13 protein-coding genes, 1 other RNA gene and 1 pseudogene are annotated in these 17,854 nt (G+C 37.0%); 6 read left to right on the top strand and 9 right to left on the bottom strand.

Translation table 11 applies throughout. The features are described from left to right. Positions 1 to 72: 72 nt before the first annotated feature. A complete protein-coding gene (locus tag ACXYMT_RS13955; protein ID WP_459059711.1) occupies positions 73 to 1,782 on the top strand; it encodes a hypothetical protein in 1,710 nt (569 codons plus the stop codon). A gap of 378 nt (positions 1,783 to 2,160) precedes the next feature. Then, positions 2,161 to 3,039 (top strand): type IV toxin-antitoxin system AbiEi family antitoxin domain-containing protein, encoded by an 879-nt coding sequence (locus ACXYMT_RS13950; RefSeq protein ID WP_459059710.1) that lies wholly within the window; start codon positions 2,161 to 2,163, stop codon positions 3,037 to 3,039. On the opposite strand, the gene ACXYMT_RS13945 is transcribed toward ACXYMT_RS13950, so the two are convergent. Beyond that, the gene (locus ACXYMT_RS13945) at positions 3,026 to 3,865 is read right to left on the bottom strand and encodes a nucleotidyl transferase AbiEii/AbiGii toxin family protein (RefSeq protein WP_459059709.1); all 840 of its coding nucleotides are present in this window, start codon (positions 3,863 to 3,865) and stop codon (positions 3,026 to 3,028) included. The genes ACXYMT_RS13950 and ACXYMT_RS13945 overlap by 14 nt on opposite strands. A 633-nt stretch (positions 3,866 to 4,498) precedes the next feature. Here ACXYMT_RS13945 and ACXYMT_RS13940 point away from each other — a divergent pair. The 3 genes and pseudogenes from ACXYMT_RS13940 to ACXYMT_RS13930 all read left to right on the top strand — a co-directional run. After that, complete coding sequence (locus tag ACXYMT_RS13940) at positions 4,499 to 5,296, top strand: GLPGLI family protein (RefSeq protein WP_459059708.1); 798 nt, start codon at positions 4,499 to 4,501, stop codon at positions 5,294 to 5,296. A gap of 7 nt (positions 5,297 to 5,303) precedes the next feature. Then, positions 5,304 to 7,943 carry a carboxypeptidase-like regulatory domain-containing protein gene (locus ACXYMT_RS13935; RefSeq protein WP_459059707.1) on the top strand — a complete coding sequence of 880 codons (2,640 nt, stop codon included), beginning with the start codon at positions 5,304 to 5,306 and terminating at the stop codon, positions 7,941 to 7,943. A 177-nt stretch (positions 7,944 to 8,120) separates the two neighbouring features. Further along, positions 8,121 to 8,840 (top strand): annotated as a pseudogene (locus ACXYMT_RS13930) (IS256 family transposase); the annotation flags it as partial. Between the two features lie 223 nt (positions 8,841 to 9,063). On the opposite strand, the gene ACXYMT_RS13925 reads toward ACXYMT_RS13930, so the two are convergent. The 8 genes from ACXYMT_RS13925 to ssrA form a co-directional block, all read right to left on the bottom strand. Continuing rightward, positions 9,064 to 9,285 (bottom strand): hypothetical protein, encoded by a 222-nt coding sequence (locus tag ACXYMT_RS13925; RefSeq protein WP_459059706.1) that lies wholly within the window; start codon positions 9,283 to 9,285, stop codon positions 9,064 to 9,066. 273 nt (positions 9,286 to 9,558) lie between these two features. After that, positions 9,559 to 9,996, bottom strand: coding sequence for a DUF6730 family protein (locus tag ACXYMT_RS13920; protein ID WP_459059705.1), 438 nt, complete (start codon positions 9,994 to 9,996; stop codon positions 9,559 to 9,561). Positions 9,997 to 10,008: 12 nt separating this feature from the next. Next, a complete protein-coding gene (locus ACXYMT_RS13915; RefSeq protein WP_459059704.1) occupies positions 10,009 to 10,875 on the bottom strand; it encodes a relaxase/mobilization nuclease domain-containing protein in 867 nt (288 codons plus the stop codon). Next, complete coding sequence (mbpA, locus tag ACXYMT_RS13910; protein ID WP_459059703.1) at positions 10,872 to 11,168, bottom strand: mobilization protein MbpA; 297 nt, start codon at positions 11,166 to 11,168, stop codon at positions 10,872 to 10,874. Before mbpA ends, ACXYMT_RS13915 begins: the two co-directional genes overlap by 4 nt. A 115-nt stretch (positions 11,169 to 11,283) precedes the next feature. Beyond that, on the bottom strand, positions 11,284 to 12,162 hold the full coding sequence (locus ACXYMT_RS13905; protein WP_459059702.1) for a toprim domain-containing protein: 879 nt from the start codon (positions 12,160 to 12,162) through the stop codon (positions 11,284 to 11,286). 309 nt (positions 12,163 to 12,471) lie between these two features. Further along, positions 12,472 to 13,713, bottom strand: a complete 1,242-nt coding sequence (locus ACXYMT_RS13900; RefSeq protein WP_459059701.1) for a primase-helicase family protein — start codon at positions 13,711 to 13,713, stop codon at positions 12,472 to 12,474. A gap of 775 nt (positions 13,714 to 14,488) precedes the next feature. Beyond that, positions 14,489 to 15,739, bottom strand: a complete 1,251-nt coding sequence (locus ACXYMT_RS13895; RefSeq protein WP_459059700.1) for a site-specific integrase — start codon at positions 15,737 to 15,739, stop codon at positions 14,489 to 14,491. A 258-nt stretch (positions 15,740 to 15,997) separates the two neighbouring features. Further along, positions 15,998 to 16,397, bottom strand: a transfer-messenger RNA (tmRNA) gene (gene ssrA / locus ACXYMT_RS13890). A gap of 219 nt (positions 16,398 to 16,616) precedes the next feature. On the opposite strand from ssrA, the gene ACXYMT_RS13885 reads away from it, so the two are divergent. After that, on the top strand, positions 16,617 to 17,834 hold the full coding sequence (locus ACXYMT_RS13885) for an NAD(P)-dependent oxidoreductase (protein WP_459059699.1): 1,218 nt from the start codon (positions 16,617 to 16,619) through the stop codon (positions 17,832 to 17,834). The last annotated feature ends 20 nt before the right edge of the window (positions 17,835 to 17,854 follow it).

Below are 17,854 nucleotides of genomic sequence, written 5' to 3'. Positions count from 1 at the left end.
TCCGCCTTGGCAACAGTAATTTTCAATTAAGGTAATAAGCAACACTTGCCAAAATCTCCTCAAAATAAATTAATGGAAGACGAAACTTCATATTCAGTTCTAACCAACGGACTGGTCCATACTAACAAAAAATTTGTTAAAAGGATATACGAAAAGAATTTGGAGAAAAAGGGTAATATCGTTTTTAGAGGATGCCAGTTCGATAAAAATATAATATTTGACAATTTAAAAGCAGGAGAAATATTTTTTGAGAACTGCATTTTTAATGATTTGGTACATTTTTTTGATGCTCAATTAAACTTTCTCACATTTTCAGAATGCAAATTCAATGTAGATATTACACTCTCCTCAAATCGTATTCGAGTGCTGAAGGTTGCTGATTCAGCAGGAAAAAGAATCCATATCAATGGAGAATATCGGTTGCTTCAGATAGTCAATAGTGAATTTGATAATGCAACTCTTAAGGATGTAAATACAGAATATTCGCATCAGGAAAGTACCATACAGTTCTTAAAGAAGAATTCAATTAATAAGGTAAGGATAAATTCCAGTTCAAATTATTCAAATTTATCCATTAAAGGAAATAGCAAATACAAATGGTTCTTTTTGGAGGGGACATTTTACAGCAAAATTAATTTTGACAAGCAAGTAGAAGTTAAACATTTATTTTTTTCCTCAGGGATTTTTAAAAACAGGATAGATTTCCAGGAAGGGATTTATGCTGATATTAATTTTGCAAGAAGTTCATTTCACGAAGTAATAAATTTCCATGGATTTAATGTTTTAGACAATTGGATCAAAGACTTATCAATCGGGGATTTAAATATTTATTCATGTGAGTTTTTAAATACTATAAACGTCAATACACCCAGAATAAAATCTTTGAATTTATCAAACAATAATTTTCAACAACAATTTCATTTTAATAATTATCTGGAAAGTATGTCCGGAAAAGAATATGTAGCCATAAGCGTCAGTGGCTCTAATCAGGGAAATATTATACTGGAAAATGCTCAAGCCGATATTAGCCTTTCAGATGTAAATATGGGAAATATTTATTTTAAAAATATCAAGATTTCCTTTCTTACAATTACAGATTTTCAAAATGAAGGGAATATTTCATTTGCCAATATTCGATCAGGAAATTACTTTGTTATTGAAAATTCAATAGTGGGGAATTTAAATTTTTTAAATGAAAACTTAAATCTCTTTAAGGAAATAGTTATTGCAAATAGTAATCTAAAAGGAATGGTGTTAAGTATATATCCAAAAAAGATATATTCATCCAGTACCAATCCTAAAATAGGTTTTGGTTTAAAAGATAACAGATTGAATCATTTTAATTTAAAAAATGTTTATAATCAATTAAAGTTCAATGCGCAGAGCAATGGAGATATTGATGTTCGAAACAAATATGAAGCCCTGGAGTATCGCCAGCTCATAGAAGTAAAAGGTTTAAGTTGGGACGCTCTACTTTTGACATTGAACTGGTTATCCAATGATTTTGGTAACAGCTGGTTAAGAGGTATTGTATTTACCCTTACGGTGGGATTCTTCTTTTTCTTGATTTATTTAGGCCAAATCGGGGTGGATTTAGATTTGGAGAACATTATAAAGGAGTATTTTTTATTTATAAGTTCCTTTCCAAAATTGAGCCTGGAACAATATGAGGAATTTTATGAAAAGTGGGATGTAAGTATAATAATTTTGTTATCGCGCATTTTTATAAGTTATGGCATTTACCAAACCATAACAGCATTTAGAAAATTTGGTAAACATTAACCTCCAGTCAGGAGTATCGGCCAGGAAGATTTTTTCGGAAAGTTTAATTGAAAATTAAACAGAAAAGGATAAAGTAGATTAGCCTAGCGCTGCGTTTTGTAAAAAGGTTTGCTTACAATAAAGCAAATTAGTGGGAGTCTGGGAAAGATTTCAGATGTTCCTTGCATTTAGTCCGAGCACAATGATATCCTGCCAAAAGTTGCGAAACTTGTTTTTCTCCTCAATTTCTTATACCTTTGCTGCGTGCTATCGAATTCGATAGCACGCTTAACTTATTTATATTTTTTTACTCTCCAAAGATCATCTTGATTTTAACTGAAATTTTCAATACCTTTGCATACTATAATCGTATACGATTATAGTAAAGCTTCTTTTTGAATGAGAAAGGAATCGTTTGATGCTGCGCTACCTCAAATAGAGAAATATTTCTCTCGTTTAGATGCAGAAGCATTTACCACCAATGATCTGGCGACCATATTTGAAGGCAATCGACTTCAGTGGAAAATTGCAGCCTATCGCTCTGCAAAAGATTTTATAAAGTTCCTGGCGGAAAAAGATATCTTACAATTAAAGAGGTTAAAGCATTTAACCACTGGTTCTGTAAAGACGGTCCTGGCTAAAAGAGATGCTACTTATTATGATGTCGGGCTTACAATCAAGAAGGATGGCTACCTGAGTAATTATACAGCTATGGCCTTGCATGAACTGACACTTCAAATTCCCAAAACGGTTTATGTTAGCTATATGAAAAATGAAACTGCTGTTTCTTACGGCGAGATCAATTTGACCCAGGACTCCATAGACAGTGCTTTTTCAAAACCTCAAAGACTTACCTCTGAAATTTACAAATCAGAAGTAGATGGCTACCGATTGTATTTTGTTCAAAAGAACTATTCTCCAACGAACATCGGAGTTAAATCGAGAAACAACTTGCGATTTACTGATCTGGAAAGGACTATACTAGACATTACAGTGAGACCTGCATATTCTGGAGGTGTATTTGAGGTTTTAGAGGCGTATATTTTGGCAAAGAAGAAAATTAATCCTGCCAGGCTTTTTGATTACCTCAATGAACTAAACTATATCTATCCTTATCATCAACTGGTGGGCTTTTACCTGGACAAGGCCGGCTATGGAAAAAATGCCTTAGATTTATTTTCAGCTAAAATTTCCAAGTACGATTTTTATCTTACTTATAATATTTCAAATAAGGAGTACGATAAAAAGTGGAGGATTTTTTATCCTAAGGGTTTTTGATTGTATTGACCAGTTGCAAGACGTAATCGAAGTAGAATTCAAATCCCTTGTGCTCAGAAATTAAAGTATCTTCCACACTCTTCCAGTTTTCCTTTTGCAAGTCCTTGTTTTGGGGTAACAGGTCCAAAAAGTCTAGTGGTACTCTTTTGGCAGCAAAAATTTCGGTTATTAATCTCTGGTTGCTTTTTGAAGAGAGGTCCATGGGATATTGGTTACATATATTCCAGATATCATAAAAATCCCGGGCTCTTCCTTTTACCCTGGCGGTGGGAACGATATTTTGATATTCCGGTATGGATTGGCAAAGCGCTCTTAATTTTTCAATCACGATCATTTCAGGGGTATAAACGCGTAGGACGGTACCGTCCAGATCATGCTTTTTAGCGCTTGCTATGTGTTCAAAACTACTTATATCAATGGAGAACTTTGTAGACTGGCCAATAATTTTTATTGCTCTACGTCGTGTTTTATCCAAATCATCGTCGATCCAGTTTTCTTTTTCTATGACCTTAAATTCGATGTTATAACCTTTCCATTCCGGGACTGTACTACTTTTTGGTTTTTCTTTAAAACGGGTATCAAAAACAATGAGACCTTCTTTTTGAAACTCATCATTTAACAGCGCATTGAGAGTACTGCTGATCCTTTGATAATCCAGTTCAGAAAAATCACCTTCAATTGAGAAGTCAATATCCATTGAGGCTCTATCGGTAATATGGTAAACTAACTGCAGTGCATTACCTCCCTTTAGCACTAAACCATACATCAACTTTTCATCATGCATCAAGGCTTTAATAGTGAGGATTTTAATTTTATCTAAGATCATTGCCGGATTTTGAGCTGCACAAAGATATTAGAAATTTCCCTTTTCCCTGGGGAGGGAAGGTTCTGACGGCAGCAGGATATTCTTTTTAAGTCAATCCTTTCACGGCCATTATCTCATAAATTCATTTTAAACAAAATTCCAGGAAATATAGAAGAACAAATAACCTCTTAGTACTAGTAGTAAAATGAATGTAACGTTGTTTTCTTGGAGTAATATTTATAAAAAATTATCCCCGGATCATCAAATAATTCTCCGTACAACTTGTGCGGCTTTTCATTCGATATCAAAAATTCGAGATTATATATTTGAGAATATTAATCTATAATTCTTTTATTATGAACAAATTATTTTTATTTTCAACCACCTTATTGTTATCCGGTTTTACTTCCTTCGGATCCGCAGAATCTTTAGAAGAATTCTCCGCTGAAGAGCAATTTTTAGATTCAAATTGTACAGTCAGGTATGATTGCGACGGTGATGGTCGTACAGATTATGAAGGGACAGTAAATTGCGAATATGCCTCCGATCTCGTACAACAGTATCAAGATTCATGCGACTAAATTTTCTAACAAAGGAAAAGAAGGGGTAGGAAGTCTACCTCTTCTTTCTTTAAAAACTGATTTTAATTTATATATGAAGATTTTAATTATACTGACCACGGTTTTTGCAACGCTATCAGGTTATGCTCAATCTCATACCGGGGTTGTAAGGTATGGAGAATTGCAAAGTATGGGAATGGGAGGGCCGGTAGGTGCAGATTACAACGCAATTTTATTATTCAATTCCAGAAATTCCCTTTATATCACTCGTCAAGATTCCTTAGAAGGGGGAGCTCAGAATAGAATGGAAATGTATGATCACGGAAACGGGGCAAAAACTTATGGAAATTTTGTCACCAATAAGGAAGGGTTTCGTTATTACCATGATCTGGAAAAAAACAAGCTACTTTCCAGGGATATCGGGTTTACTTATGTAAGGGAAGATATTCCAAATATTGACTGGACTATCCATGAGGACACAAAATTAATTGGAAGCCATACGGCAAAAAAAGCTACAGGTTCGTTTAGAGGTAGGGAGTATACCGCCTGGTTTAGTACGGAAATTCCTCTGCCATTTGGCCCCTGGAAGTTACAGGGGTTACCGGGTTTAATACTTGAAGCATATGATGCGCAAAAAGAAATTTACTGGTATTTTAAATCGTTGAATTACCCGAGTAACTATGGTCATTTACTGACTCCTATCGACAAGCCTCAAGGTAAAAACTGGATGGATTTTATAACCTACAGAAATGCTACCATTGAAGCATACAAGGAAGCTATTATTGGAGGAAGAATGGTATCAGAAGGCGCGGGGTTAAAGGGAAATTCTTCCGGCCTGAAGCAGGATTTGTCTGACACGTATATTGAAGCTTTTATCATTCCAAAAGATTAGTAACTCTTTGGAAAAAAAAGAATTTCTTTTTTTGTGGTTGTTCAGTTTTGTTGCTTTTTCTCTCCAAGGACAATCTGTAACAATTTCCGGAAAAATTACTACAGAGGTAGAACAGGGACCAATAGCAGGAGCATCGGTTGTAGCTTCAGAAGCTGAAAAGATTCTTGGTTACGCCTACACCGATCAGGACGGAAAGTATGAGATTATAATACAAACAGAAAGTAGAGGAAATATTTCCTTAGAAGTGAACAGCCTGGGTTATAAACGGGAAACTATTGAAATACCACTTGAGGAGTCCCGATCGGTTTATAGGCAGGATTTTTTTCTGGACCAGAGCATAGAACAACTTTCCACTGTTGTCTTAGAAGCAGATGAAAAGATTGAAATCAACAGGGATACCATTTCCTTTAGAGTCTCTGCATTTCAAGACGGAAGTGAAAAAACGGTAGAAGACATGTTGAAAAAATTGCCGGGAATAGAGGTAGATCAAAATGGCAATATAAAAGCTATGGGTAAACCTATACAAAAAATACTGATTGAAGGTGATGATTTAGCTGATAATCGTTATAAAGTGATCTCCCAAAACCTTGATGTTTCTGTAATCGATAAAATCGAGATCTTGAATAATTATGACGAAAATGAAGTTTTAAAACAATTTCTGGACTCTGAAAAAGTCGCGTTAAATCTAAAGCTTAAAGACTCAAAGAAATCCATCCTTTTCGGAAGAGCAGAGTTGGGAGCCGGAATAGAAAACCGGTTCCGGGCCGATATTAATGCAGGCCTGATAAGTTCTAAAGTGAAGTTTCTCAACTTAGGTTTTGGAAATAACACAGGTAAAAATGCTAAAGGACAATTATCGGAAGAAGTGATCAACGTTAGTGAATTTAATGATTTTGATCGGGATTATCATATGGACATTTCGCCGGTTGTTTACCTGGAGGGGGCTATAATACCATTAGAAAAAGAGTACTACAACCTAAACACTTCTTTTGCGAACAGTTTATTGATTAATAGAAAATTTTCAGACTCGTTGACGGTCAAAAACGCTCTTTATTTCTATTCAGATAAATTAAAAAAGGAGTATTCCACCGTACATACTCTTTTTGTGGAACCAGAAAACCTGACTTTCACGGAAAAAAATAGGTTTACCATCGAGGACCGTAATTTCACGAATGATCTAGAAATTAATTTTACTCCTTCAACTAGTTCTAATATAAACTTTGAAGCTTCGGTTGCGAAAGTCCGAGGAGAAAATTTAAATAAACTGGTATATAACGATTTAAGCATCAATCAACTGGTAGAGAGTTCAAAGAAAAAACTGGAAGCTAAGGTTCAGTTTTCTCAAAAGATTAAAAATGGAGCGTTTCTCTTGGATATATATTTGGGAAGCAAAAATCTACAAGAGGATTTCCGTGTAAGGCCTATATCCATACCGTTGGAGACAATAGATGTTGAGAACACAAACGTAGTGACGGGAAACGACTCTTCCCTGGACTACCAGGGAATAAACGCATCATTAGTTTATAAAAAAAATAAAACCGCCTATTCGTTTGTAGGAGGAGTTGAACACTTGGCAGAAAATATCCAAAGTATAGGAAGAGCTGTTTTTCCTGAAGGAAATGACCGCCTGGATATCTTATCGGGAGATAATATGGCCGAATATACAATGTCCTATTTCCAATTGAAATTTAAACACGAGCTGCTAAGGAATTTATTTTTTATTGCCGATGTTCATACAAAGCTCATGAAGTATGAGCAAGACAGCTTTTCGGAAACATTTATTCTGCCAAACCCGGAAGCCAGTTTACGTTGGACAAAGACAAAAACAGGTACTTACCGGCTAAGTTATTCATACACTACGGAAATTCCGAGATTAATATTCTTTAATGATAATTACTATTTAAAAAGCTATCGCAGCCTCAACTTAGGAGCAAAGGATGTAGAAATATTGAAGAATCACCGATTCTTTCTTTCCCACACGTTTTCCAATGTAAAGAAGCGAATTTTGTTCTCGAATAGATTTTCCTATATGCGATTTACAAATGAATTTTCATTTGCAGATATAGTTACTGAAGATTTTATATTTACGCAAAGAAAAATTGTACCGGGGCGTGAACTTTTTCTATTTCAGACGGGAATAACCACATATGTTGATCCTCTCAAAACTACCTTCAAACTGGGTTATGGGCTTCAATCAACAAAAAGCCCAACGGAAATTAATAATTCTGATGTTGTCACCACAAGCACAGTAAATACCTACGATGCAACGGGTACAACATATTTAACCAAAATCTTCAATTTAAATTTTTTAGCTCAATGGTCAACTTATAGAAGTGAAATTGGCACCGAGGAAGTAAGGAATTCCAGGTTTCATTTTGAGGTAACCACCCTGTTCAATTTTAATAAAAAATGGAAAACGTCCTTTACTCAAACGGGAGATTTCGTTGATTCAAAGTTCTTCAATACCAACAAAATTCAAATTGAGTACCAACCTTCAAATAAAAACTGGATGTTCGGGGGAGAATTCCAAAATATTTTCAATAACCAAAATTTCATTTTTGAGAATGTCAATGACTATTCAAGAACTTACTCAGTCTTTACTGCCGTACCGAGGTATTTACTTTTTTATACCAGATTGCGCTTTTAAATGAGAAGGTTCTCCTTCCTTTTTTCAGGAGATTTAAAATTCCGTCGTGATATCTGAGGCAAATCCTGCCAATTAAATTTAAGAATTATGAAAAAATCTAAAATTGAAAACTTACTTGACGAGTTAAGTACAAATGACCAACTTCAAAAATGAATATTTGAGAATTTTGAAGAAGAAAGTTCTCGAGCAGTTTGTCAGATCACTGACAGGATCATTCCAGATGTAAAAGCCTGGCAGACCCGTCCTTTAGATCCCTTGTACTGCATTTTATGGCTCGATGCGATGCATTATAAAGTGAAGGTAGATGGAAAGATACAACACAAGGCCCTCTACAACATTTTAGGCATCAACAAGGAAGGATACAAGGAAGTCCTCGGAATGTATATTTCTGAAAGCGAAGGTGCTAATTTCTGGCTCCAGCTTCTGACAGATCTTCAAAATCGAGGATTAGAAGATATATTAATTGCCTTCAAAGGTTTTACCAATGCTTTCAGCGTATTTCCTAAGACTCAGGTACACCTGTGTATTGTTCATCAAATAAGGAACTCCCTAAAGTACATTGCCTCAAAGGATCATAAGGAATTTATGAGAGACCTTAAAAAAGTGTACCGGGCAGTAAACAAAGAAGTGGCTGAAGATAAGCTGCTTCACCTGGAGGAGAAGTGGGGACAGAAGTATCCAGTAGTCATTGAAAGCTGGCAACGCAACTGGGAAGAGCTCTCACAGTATTTTCAGTTCACTGAACCTATTAGAAAGATCATCTATACAACAAATGCCGTTGATGTCTTCCATCGCCAGGTTCGCAAGGTTACTAAGACAAAAGGAGCCTTTACCAACGGCATGTCCCTTCTGAAGTTGGTTTATCTGGCTACCAAGAACATCGAAAAGAAATGGACAGCTCATACAGACCCTTCACCTCTAATGGATTCAAAATTTTTATTCTTTAAACTTCCTCAAGATCCCACAACTCATCTAATAAATCTCCTTCCTCAATAGAGATCATTCGGTATACCGATTCCAGAACCTCTTGGAAATTGTTCTTTGGATTTGGGTCTGGAGAATAGTATTTAAATTCTCCATGTTCTAGGATAGAGGCTTCAAAGATATCAAAAACTTTCTGTCATTCCCTAATTATCTCATGTCGAACACTGATGGCTTCACCTCCTAATAAAACAGAGTTGCCTATGTCTCTTACATTTTTTTTAACTTGCGAAATATAGTCCATATCAAAGGTTCGGTTATCAGGTATGTGTACTGTTACATCTACTAATTTTCTATTACCGTCTCCTTCTAAGACTTCAAACGGTTCTTGGTTTGTTACCTTCATTTGCAGTTTCTGCAATGAAATTAATTTTGACTGACATTTTAAAACTTTTTTTACAATTTAAATTTTTTACTTTAATACCGGAAAATTTGAAGGGCGGAATTTGATAACTGTTGCAGGTTGAATCGGGAAAAATCATTAACCTTTATGTTTACCGAAAAGATAAGAGAAGGACTGAGTTCAGGCACTGCCCATTTACAATACATTTTGTCATAACTAATTGTCATACGATCCGATGCTGTTTTACTAGCCTATTGAAATTAAACGATATTAATAACATCATTAGGCATATTATTGAGTTTTCTGGTTCGACAGCCAGTTCTCATAAGCCTTTTGTTGTATAGGATTTTCTTGGAGGTAAATGTTATAGGATCTCGCCAGCTTCTCCTCAATTTCTTCAGCTTTTAATAATCTTATTTCAAAACTGAGATATCCAATCAAGCTGATAAGTAGGATCAGAAGACTTCCGAAGATCATGCCTAAATTCTTGGGGAGTATGTAGGCATTTTTTATTTTATTATCTATGGATTGTAACCTTTCTGCCGCCAGTGCTTCTTTTTCCTGTTGCTGCTGAAAGAAAAATCTCAACTGTTTTTCCATTAACTCAGTCGAAATAGGAATGCTCCGGGTATTGAGTTCATCAGTCATTTTTTTCATCTGCAAGAGACCATTTTGAAAATCTTGCATTTCATCAGCCATGAGCTCCATGATTTCATCCAGCTTCTTCATCTTGTTTTGTTTTTAAAATCCTATACCTGTTTCCAGTGCCTTTTTTATGGTTTGCTTCACCAAATCCTTTACAATTTTGTTTATAAAGCAGGTACTAAGTTGAATTGTATTACTGGCCAACTGCAAAGACTTTGGTGCATCTTTTAATTTAGTGAAGCTATTATTCTGGCTTATTCCAAGGACAATTTTACTGCCACTCATAGACCGGTGTATCTCGCTTCCCTTTAGGTTTATGCCTTTAAATTCGAACCGAAAACCCTGCAGCTGATTCGATTTGTTGATTGTTGGGATCACCGTCACCCGGTGCTCCTGCATTCTTTTTATGTATTCATTGAGAGATTTCGGTTTAGAGAGCAAAACCTTTTCATGAATATTCTGAATCTCCCTTCGATGTTGTTTTAGCTCCAGAAGCCTATCTTGTTGTACCTCCCTCACCCTCGTAAGGCCCATCAGTCTGGCCACGGTATCTGCAGCATTTTGACTTCGCTTTCCAATAAAATTATCCTTATATATCTCTCCAGTCATACTTATGCGATTCACATAGATATGAATATGGGTGTGTTCTTTATCTCTATGTACAAAGGAAATTGCCTGGTGGTTTTTTAGGTTCATCTCTTTCAAGAATTGCTTGGCTATTTCTCCCAGATCTTTTTGAGTCATTTTTTTTCCATCTTCTATGGTGGGACTTACTACAAAGCTTAAGGTGTTATTGATGCATCTGTTATTTTGTGACTGGATGATCTTAAATTCTTCGGCAATTTCCTTGGGTGAATCTCCTGCCAAAAATTCTTTAAGTACTACTTCGGCATCTTTCTCCTGGTTCCAGCCATATGCTATAGATTCCCTTGTACGGGATATCGAATGTCCTTTCCCAATCATTTTCTAAAGTTTTTCAAGTGAGTTCTTATATCTTCAGCTAGATTTTTTACAGTCGCAGCTAACTGAGGATCTCGATTTTTAAACATGCTGCTGATTCTGGAAAAGTTTGTTTTGTACTGAACGAGTAAACGGTAAAACTCTAGTTGTTCTGGTGTAATTCTTTCAACAATATTTCTTTCAAAAGCGGTGGAACGGAGGTACTCTGAAAGAGAAATTCCTGCCCTGGCCGCTCTTTTTTTGAGTAGCTTCTTCTCGTAAATCGAGCAGCGGATTTGGATGAATTCTCGTTTCATTATTTCGTTTTCAGTCTTTGCAACCTCCGGGCGCAAAGCAAGATTGTCATGACAATGACACATCTTGCTTTGCTACTCAAAAAAGTAGAAGAAAGTCTTTAGCTTGATGTGGTATTTAAGTTTGATATTTTCTCTCATGAATGGAATCAACAAGTTTTTCATTCAAATCTTTATAGCCTTTATACAACCAACTTCCATCCTTACAATGAGAAAATGTTCGGAGAATATTTTCTGTTGCCGTAATTCCGGAGGAGTCGCGGTCCAGGTATAAAGTCACAGCGGAATATTGGATGAAAATTTCTTGAACCTCAGGTAAAAAAGACAGAGAATTCAGAATCAATAAATCAGCATTTTCAACTTCTTCGGGGTTGATAACTGCTAAAGACAGAAGATCAAACATTCCTTCCAGTACAATGATCTGGTCATTTCCTCTATTCAGATAGGAATAACTTTTAGGAGGCGTGGAGGTTTTAAAGTAAAGGTTGCGAAGCTCCCAACCTCCTAAATGATTCTGCAGCCCGAGGGCAAAGAATCTTTTACCTTTCGAAGTATACCAGATTTCCTTACAGTAGATTTTTGCTACTTCGCTGGGGATATAGCGAGTTTTAAGATATTTCTTGAGCATTTTATGTTCTATAGGTAAGATCTTCCAGACTTTATTTGTAGGTTCTATTTTCTTACTCCTGATTTCGCTATTCAGAGAAGAATTAGATACAGGTAGCCCATCTGACAAATAAACTAGTGCTTCAGCTACCGAACAATTCAAGATGAGGCAGACCAGGTCGATCACGTTTCCTCCTTTCCCGATACCGAAGTCGTACCACCTGTTCAATCTAAAAGAAACTTTGAAAGAAGCTTCTGTTTCTGATCGCAGGGGACTCAGGAACCAGGCTTCTTTTTTTGTTTTGCGAGTGGGATGATGGCCCATCTTTATCAGCGCTCCGCAGATGTCTATGCTTCGTGCTTCCTCACAATTCATCTTTTTTGTTTTCATCAGCATATTATTTACGTCAAATTGTAGCTCTTTATGGAAAGAAGCTTGTTGTGTCCTTTTTTGTCATCATTTTTATTTTTGATGACAGTTTGATGACAAAATGATGACAGCCGGAACCCTTGCTATTACTGGTCTTATCTTATTCTGTCATCAATTCATCAAAAAAATAGATAGTTTCAAAGTTTTTCTTTGAAAAGCAGTCTCCATTTTGATGAAACGATGACAGCAGCTGAAACCTCCCGCAAACACTGGAGTTTCCCTGTCATCGTTTTGTCATCATTTCATCATTTTTCCCCCAGAAGCAGGAATTCAGGTATTTTTTAGATCCTCAAAATTCTCCAGCAGGAAATTTTTATTTACAGTGAAATAGCGCCCTTTAGCTTCTCTGAAGGTAGTAGTGCCGTCCCCCCACAGCAGGAACTTTTGATAGCGGTTCGAGTTGCTTTGATTCTCGAGTTTCCACTCCTTCTTTAGAATATTTCGAATTTGAGTAAGATCGAAGCAGAGCCTTGATTTACTTATGGCGTTATAGGCATCCATTGGACAAAGATCCAAGGTTTCCAGATCATGGTCTTCCATGATCATAAGAAGAATACCGGATAGTTCCCTTTCCACCCGGTTCCGGTTATTCTGCACCAGTCTTTTTAAGGCAGGAGTTTCTATTTGATCAGCTGTAAACCACATCCTTGTTTGATGTTTCGAATAGAGCTTTCTGTTTTTTAGGAAGTACAGAAAAGCCGGAATTTCTTTGGCCAGGGCTTCCAAAAACTCTGTTTGCTCTTTTTTTATCACCGGCACCTGCAGAACCCAGAAGCGGGTTTCGTGGTGATCTATTTTGATAAAATTTTCTTCATTGTTACTACAGAGGATAAATTTGCCGAAGAATTCCACTTCCCGCTTGTCTTTCCCCTTTGCCTCAAGTTTATTGATGTTGGTGGTACTGAGGTATTTAATCCTTTCTGTGAGTTCCTCTTTGTTGAACAATACTTCATCGATACAGATCAGGAGCTTGTTTGCCCAATCAGAATTGAATTGACTGGTGAAGCTGTCATTAGTAAGATAGGTGAGATTGTTTTCAAATATGAGCTTGAGCCATTTTAAAAATGTACTCTTACCGGTGGAACGTTCCCGGGATACCAGGCAGAGAATAGGGAGGATTTGGGTAGGTCTGGTAAATAATAACTGAAGATAATCCAGGCCAAGCTCATATTGAGTTCCAAAAATGTGCTTAACAAATTTGAAAGACACCCCACAATCTCCCTCTTTTAAGATGTGGCTTAGCGGCGCATAGGTATTGTAAAAATCATGGAAGGAGGTTTTAAAATTCAGATGATCCGGGATACAGGTGAAACCATCATATTTCGGAATGACTGCAAGAAATGTTTTTCCATGGTCCTGCCGGATCGTCTCAATATTCCATGGCACCAGGGCTTCATTTTCCACACCGGAAATACTTGGAACATTTACCAATTTGTAGTACTGGGTGCCGACCCGGATGTATGACTTTCTTTTCTCCACCTTTGAATTGTTGGACTCTTTTTGTAGTGACATTATTTACTTAAATATAAGTACAACCTCTTATTCTTGAACTATTATTACAAAAAATAAGATTTGAGTAGGAATAATTTAAAATGACATCATTTTAAAGTAATCTCATTCAGAAAATGGTCAGATGAGGGCAGGTAAGACTTCTGGAAAAAAAGATACAATCTGGATTTTTTAAAGATTTAGGAAGAAAAAAGGAGAAGAGGAGAAATTTGTATTGAAAAAGGGATTTATTGAAGTAGAGATTTTTCATGATTTACTTTTTGTATCTCGAGCGTTTTCCATTTTCCAATAATAGATCTTTTGCTTCTGAACAAATTTATCTTTTCTTTAGACTTACTTCCCGTAGAGCCGTCGCTGTTACCATTTTCTGTTGCTCCTTTAGGGAATTTAGAATTAGGATAGGCCGTATTGAAAATTCTATAATAAGAGCTGGAGTTTAATTCAGGCCGGCTAACTTCAAAATTCCGTTGTTTTGCATTAGTATAAATGGTAACAGCGATGGGGGGGTGAAAAAATAGGTGAAGAGGCATCTATCATTCACTTATATTAATTGCTTGCAGGATTTAGCGGACTCTTGACTAACGGATGATATACAAAAATCTATTTTTAAAAACATCCTCATTAATCCGTTAGTCATGTGTCCAAGACCTCCACCAAAGCTCTTTTCTTGGAACGCAGTGGAAGGGAATGTGCTTTGGGTGTAGAGATTACAACTATTACAATGGTTCCTGAATTTTGCGTGAAAAACTAAGGCACGAGAATCAGGTTATTTTGTGCCTCAGTCATTCTTTTTACTTTTTATATAATTCTTCTTTGTTTCTAATTTTTGCTTCAAAATTGCCATATCATTGCTTATTTTTCTATCCACTATTTTTGCATAATGCTGCGTGGTGCGCAGATCTTTGTGGCCAAGCATTTTGCTCACAGATTCTATAGGGACTCCATTTGTAAGGGTGATGGTGGTGGCAAAAGTGTGCCGGGCGAGGTGAGTTGTGAGTGGTTTTTTAATCCCACACATCAGAGCGATCTCTTTTAAAAAGGCATTCGACTTTTGGTTGCTAAGCACCGGAAGAATACTCTTTCCGGATTGTACTTCAGGATGATCCTGGTAACGTTCAATAATTCTTTCTGCTACAGGTAAGAGAGGAATGCTGCTTAAAGACTTCGTTTTGGTCCTTTTTATCCTAATCCATTTTCCGCCGTCGATCCCGGTGGTGATATCGTCCTGGTTTAACTTCTTGACGTCTGAATAGGCTAGTCCTGTATAGCAGCTAAAAACGAACATGTCCCGGACAAGTTTTAATCGGTCAAAGTGCAGGTCCTTTTCTATCAAGCTATTTACTTCTTCTTCATTAAGAAATTCCCGCTCTACAGACTCGAACTGTACCTTGTAATTGTAAAACGGATCCCGGTCCATCCACTGGTTGGCCAAAGCTATTCGAATGATCTTTTTAAAGTTGTTAACATATTTAAGGGCAGAATTATGATTACATTCTCTTTTTGTTTTCAAAAAATACTCAAACTTCGCAATGAACTGATGGTTAATATCATTCATAGGATAATCAGGGGTTTTATATTCCTCTTTAATGAATTGTTCAACATGATTAAAACAGGTCCAATATCTCTTAGCAGTGCTTTTAGAAATACTCTTTCCTGAAAGCCTGTCCATCTGTTCATTATGCTCTTTGAACACTTTAAGAGTCATTTTAGGCTTTGGTTTGTTGTCGCCTTTTAATTCCGCGATCATCATTTCAGTCGTAATAGGTTGATCGTTATCTGATAAGACCTGGTGAATTTTGTTCAGCTTATGGCGAATGTTATTGATGTGGGTATTAATCTCTTTCTCATAGGGATTGTTACCCATTACTTTTTGCAATTTGACATTCCAGAATTCCGGTTGTATCCTGCGAGAAATGCTGTATTCTTTTCTTTTTCTGTCAACAGTGAGTCTTAAATAAATAGGGGCCAGTCCGCGTTTATTTTTCTTCTTGGTTAAGAGGTGAAAGTGGGTGTGAAAATCGGTTCTCATGAGCTTTTGAAATTTTAGGTCTTAATTGGTCTCTCAAAGTACCTAAAAAGAGCGTGCGATTTAAAACTTTAACTTTACGTAATGATTTGTAAAACAATGGTTTGGGAGCTTAGCGAGACCCCTTTTTTGGTCTCGCAATAGGTCACCGTATTGGTCTCGCTCAGTATGCAATTATTTGATATTAAATGACATTCTTAAAAATAAAAAACCCCGTAAACACTAGGATTACGGGGTTTTTGTTATTGGAACTCGTCCAAAAAGTGGAGTCGGAGGGGTTCGAACCCTCGTCCAAACAAGCAATTCAGAAGCTTTCTACACGTTTAGTTTTCGCTTGTTTTTCGATGTACAGCCGGCCGAAAACCACCAACTGCACACTTATCCTCAATTAAGTTTCAGAACTGCATCAAGGCCCTGCAGTCCCTATATTTACTTTATCGGTGCCTCTGTTGCGGGCGCCGTAAATCAAGGCTCCCGCGAGACATCTCGGCTCCCTACCTTGTAGGGACTAAGCATATCCTACTATGATTCGGATTATGCAGCCAAGGCGTAGTTATTCTCGCCGTTTAAAAAGTATGAAAAATGAGATTTACGAGCTATTTCCCAGCGCTCGACGTGCTTACAACTCAATTAGACTCGCTGTCAAAACCAAGTCGACCCCAATATGTAAAGAACTTCTACAAGAGTATTGCATTTTCCGTGCCAATAATCTTAGCGACAAAGCTAATAATTTATGTCAGCTTTAGGGTTTAAAGATAATTTATTTTACATAATCCAGTCCTGGTCCCGGTTCTTCAAACGAAGCCATTTTAAGTCTTTTTTCGCACCTCTTTTAATTCTTATCTTTGAGAAAATTCAAACAAAAAACAGCTTTGCTACTATGATAAAATTTGCCCTGATCAAAGAGCGTAAAACCCCACCCGATCGCCGCGTAGTCTTTTCTCCTCAAAAGCTTAAAGAGGCGAAGAAGCAGTTTCCCGAAGCTCAATTTAAGGTTGAAAGCTCAAACATCCGCATCTTTAAAGATGAGGATTACCGAATGGCAGGTTTTGAAGTTTCTAAGGATGTTTCAGATTGTGATGTGATGCTGGGCGTTAAGGAAGTGCCGCTGCCGTATCTTATTCCCAACAAGAAATATTTTTTCTTTTCTCATACGATAAAAAAACAGCCCTATAACCGCGATCTGTTACGGGAGATCCTTAAGAACAATATTGAGTTGTATGATCATGAGGTGATCATCAACGAAACCGGCGGCCGGCTCATTGGCTTCGGAAGATATGCAGGGCTGGTAGGAGCCTATAATGGCTTCCGCGGAATAGGTCTTAAAAATGGCACTTTTGAGCTCCCTAAAGCTGAAAGTCTTTCAGACCTTAATGCCATGTTGGCAGAACTGGATAAAATAGAGCTTCAACCTTTAAAGATCCTGCTTACCGGAAGCGGGAAAGTTGCCCACGGTGCCCGGGAAATTCTGGATCACCTGAAAATAAAGAAGGTGAGCGTTGAGGAATATTTAGAATCCAAATACGATGAACCTGTGTATTGCCATGTAGATGTGCTGGACTATAACAAACGAATAGATGGCACTTTAGGAAGTAATGCAGATTTTTATCAACACCCCCACCATTATGAATCTGATTTCAGGAAATTCACAGGTGTCACAGATTTCTTTATTGCAGGCCATTTTTACGGGCAGGGAGCCCCTGTCTTTTTTACTGCCGAAGATGCGAAATTACCTGATTTTAAAATCAAATATATAGCAGATATTTCCTGTGATATTGCCGGGCCTATAGCCAGTACCATTCGCCCATCTACCATTGCAGAACCTCTCTACGGCTATGACCCGCAGGAGGAAAGAGAAGTGGATTTTCGAGAAGAAACCGCAATTATGGTAATGGCTGTAGACAATCTTCCCTGCGAGTTGCCAAAGGATGCCAGCCATGGATTTGGTGAAATGTTTTTAAAGCATGTCCTGCCGGCCTTCTTTAATGGAGATAAAGACGGTGTGCTCGAACGGGCGAGAATGACAAGGAATGGAAGGTTGACCGAAAGGTTTAGTTACTTGGAAGATTATATTCGGGGAGGAGTAACAGAGTTATGAAAGCAATAAGGATTTTTGTG

The organism is Salinimicrobium sp. CAU 1759, assembly GCF_054482715.1.
This window is presented reverse-complemented; position numbering and strand designations above follow the sequence as displayed.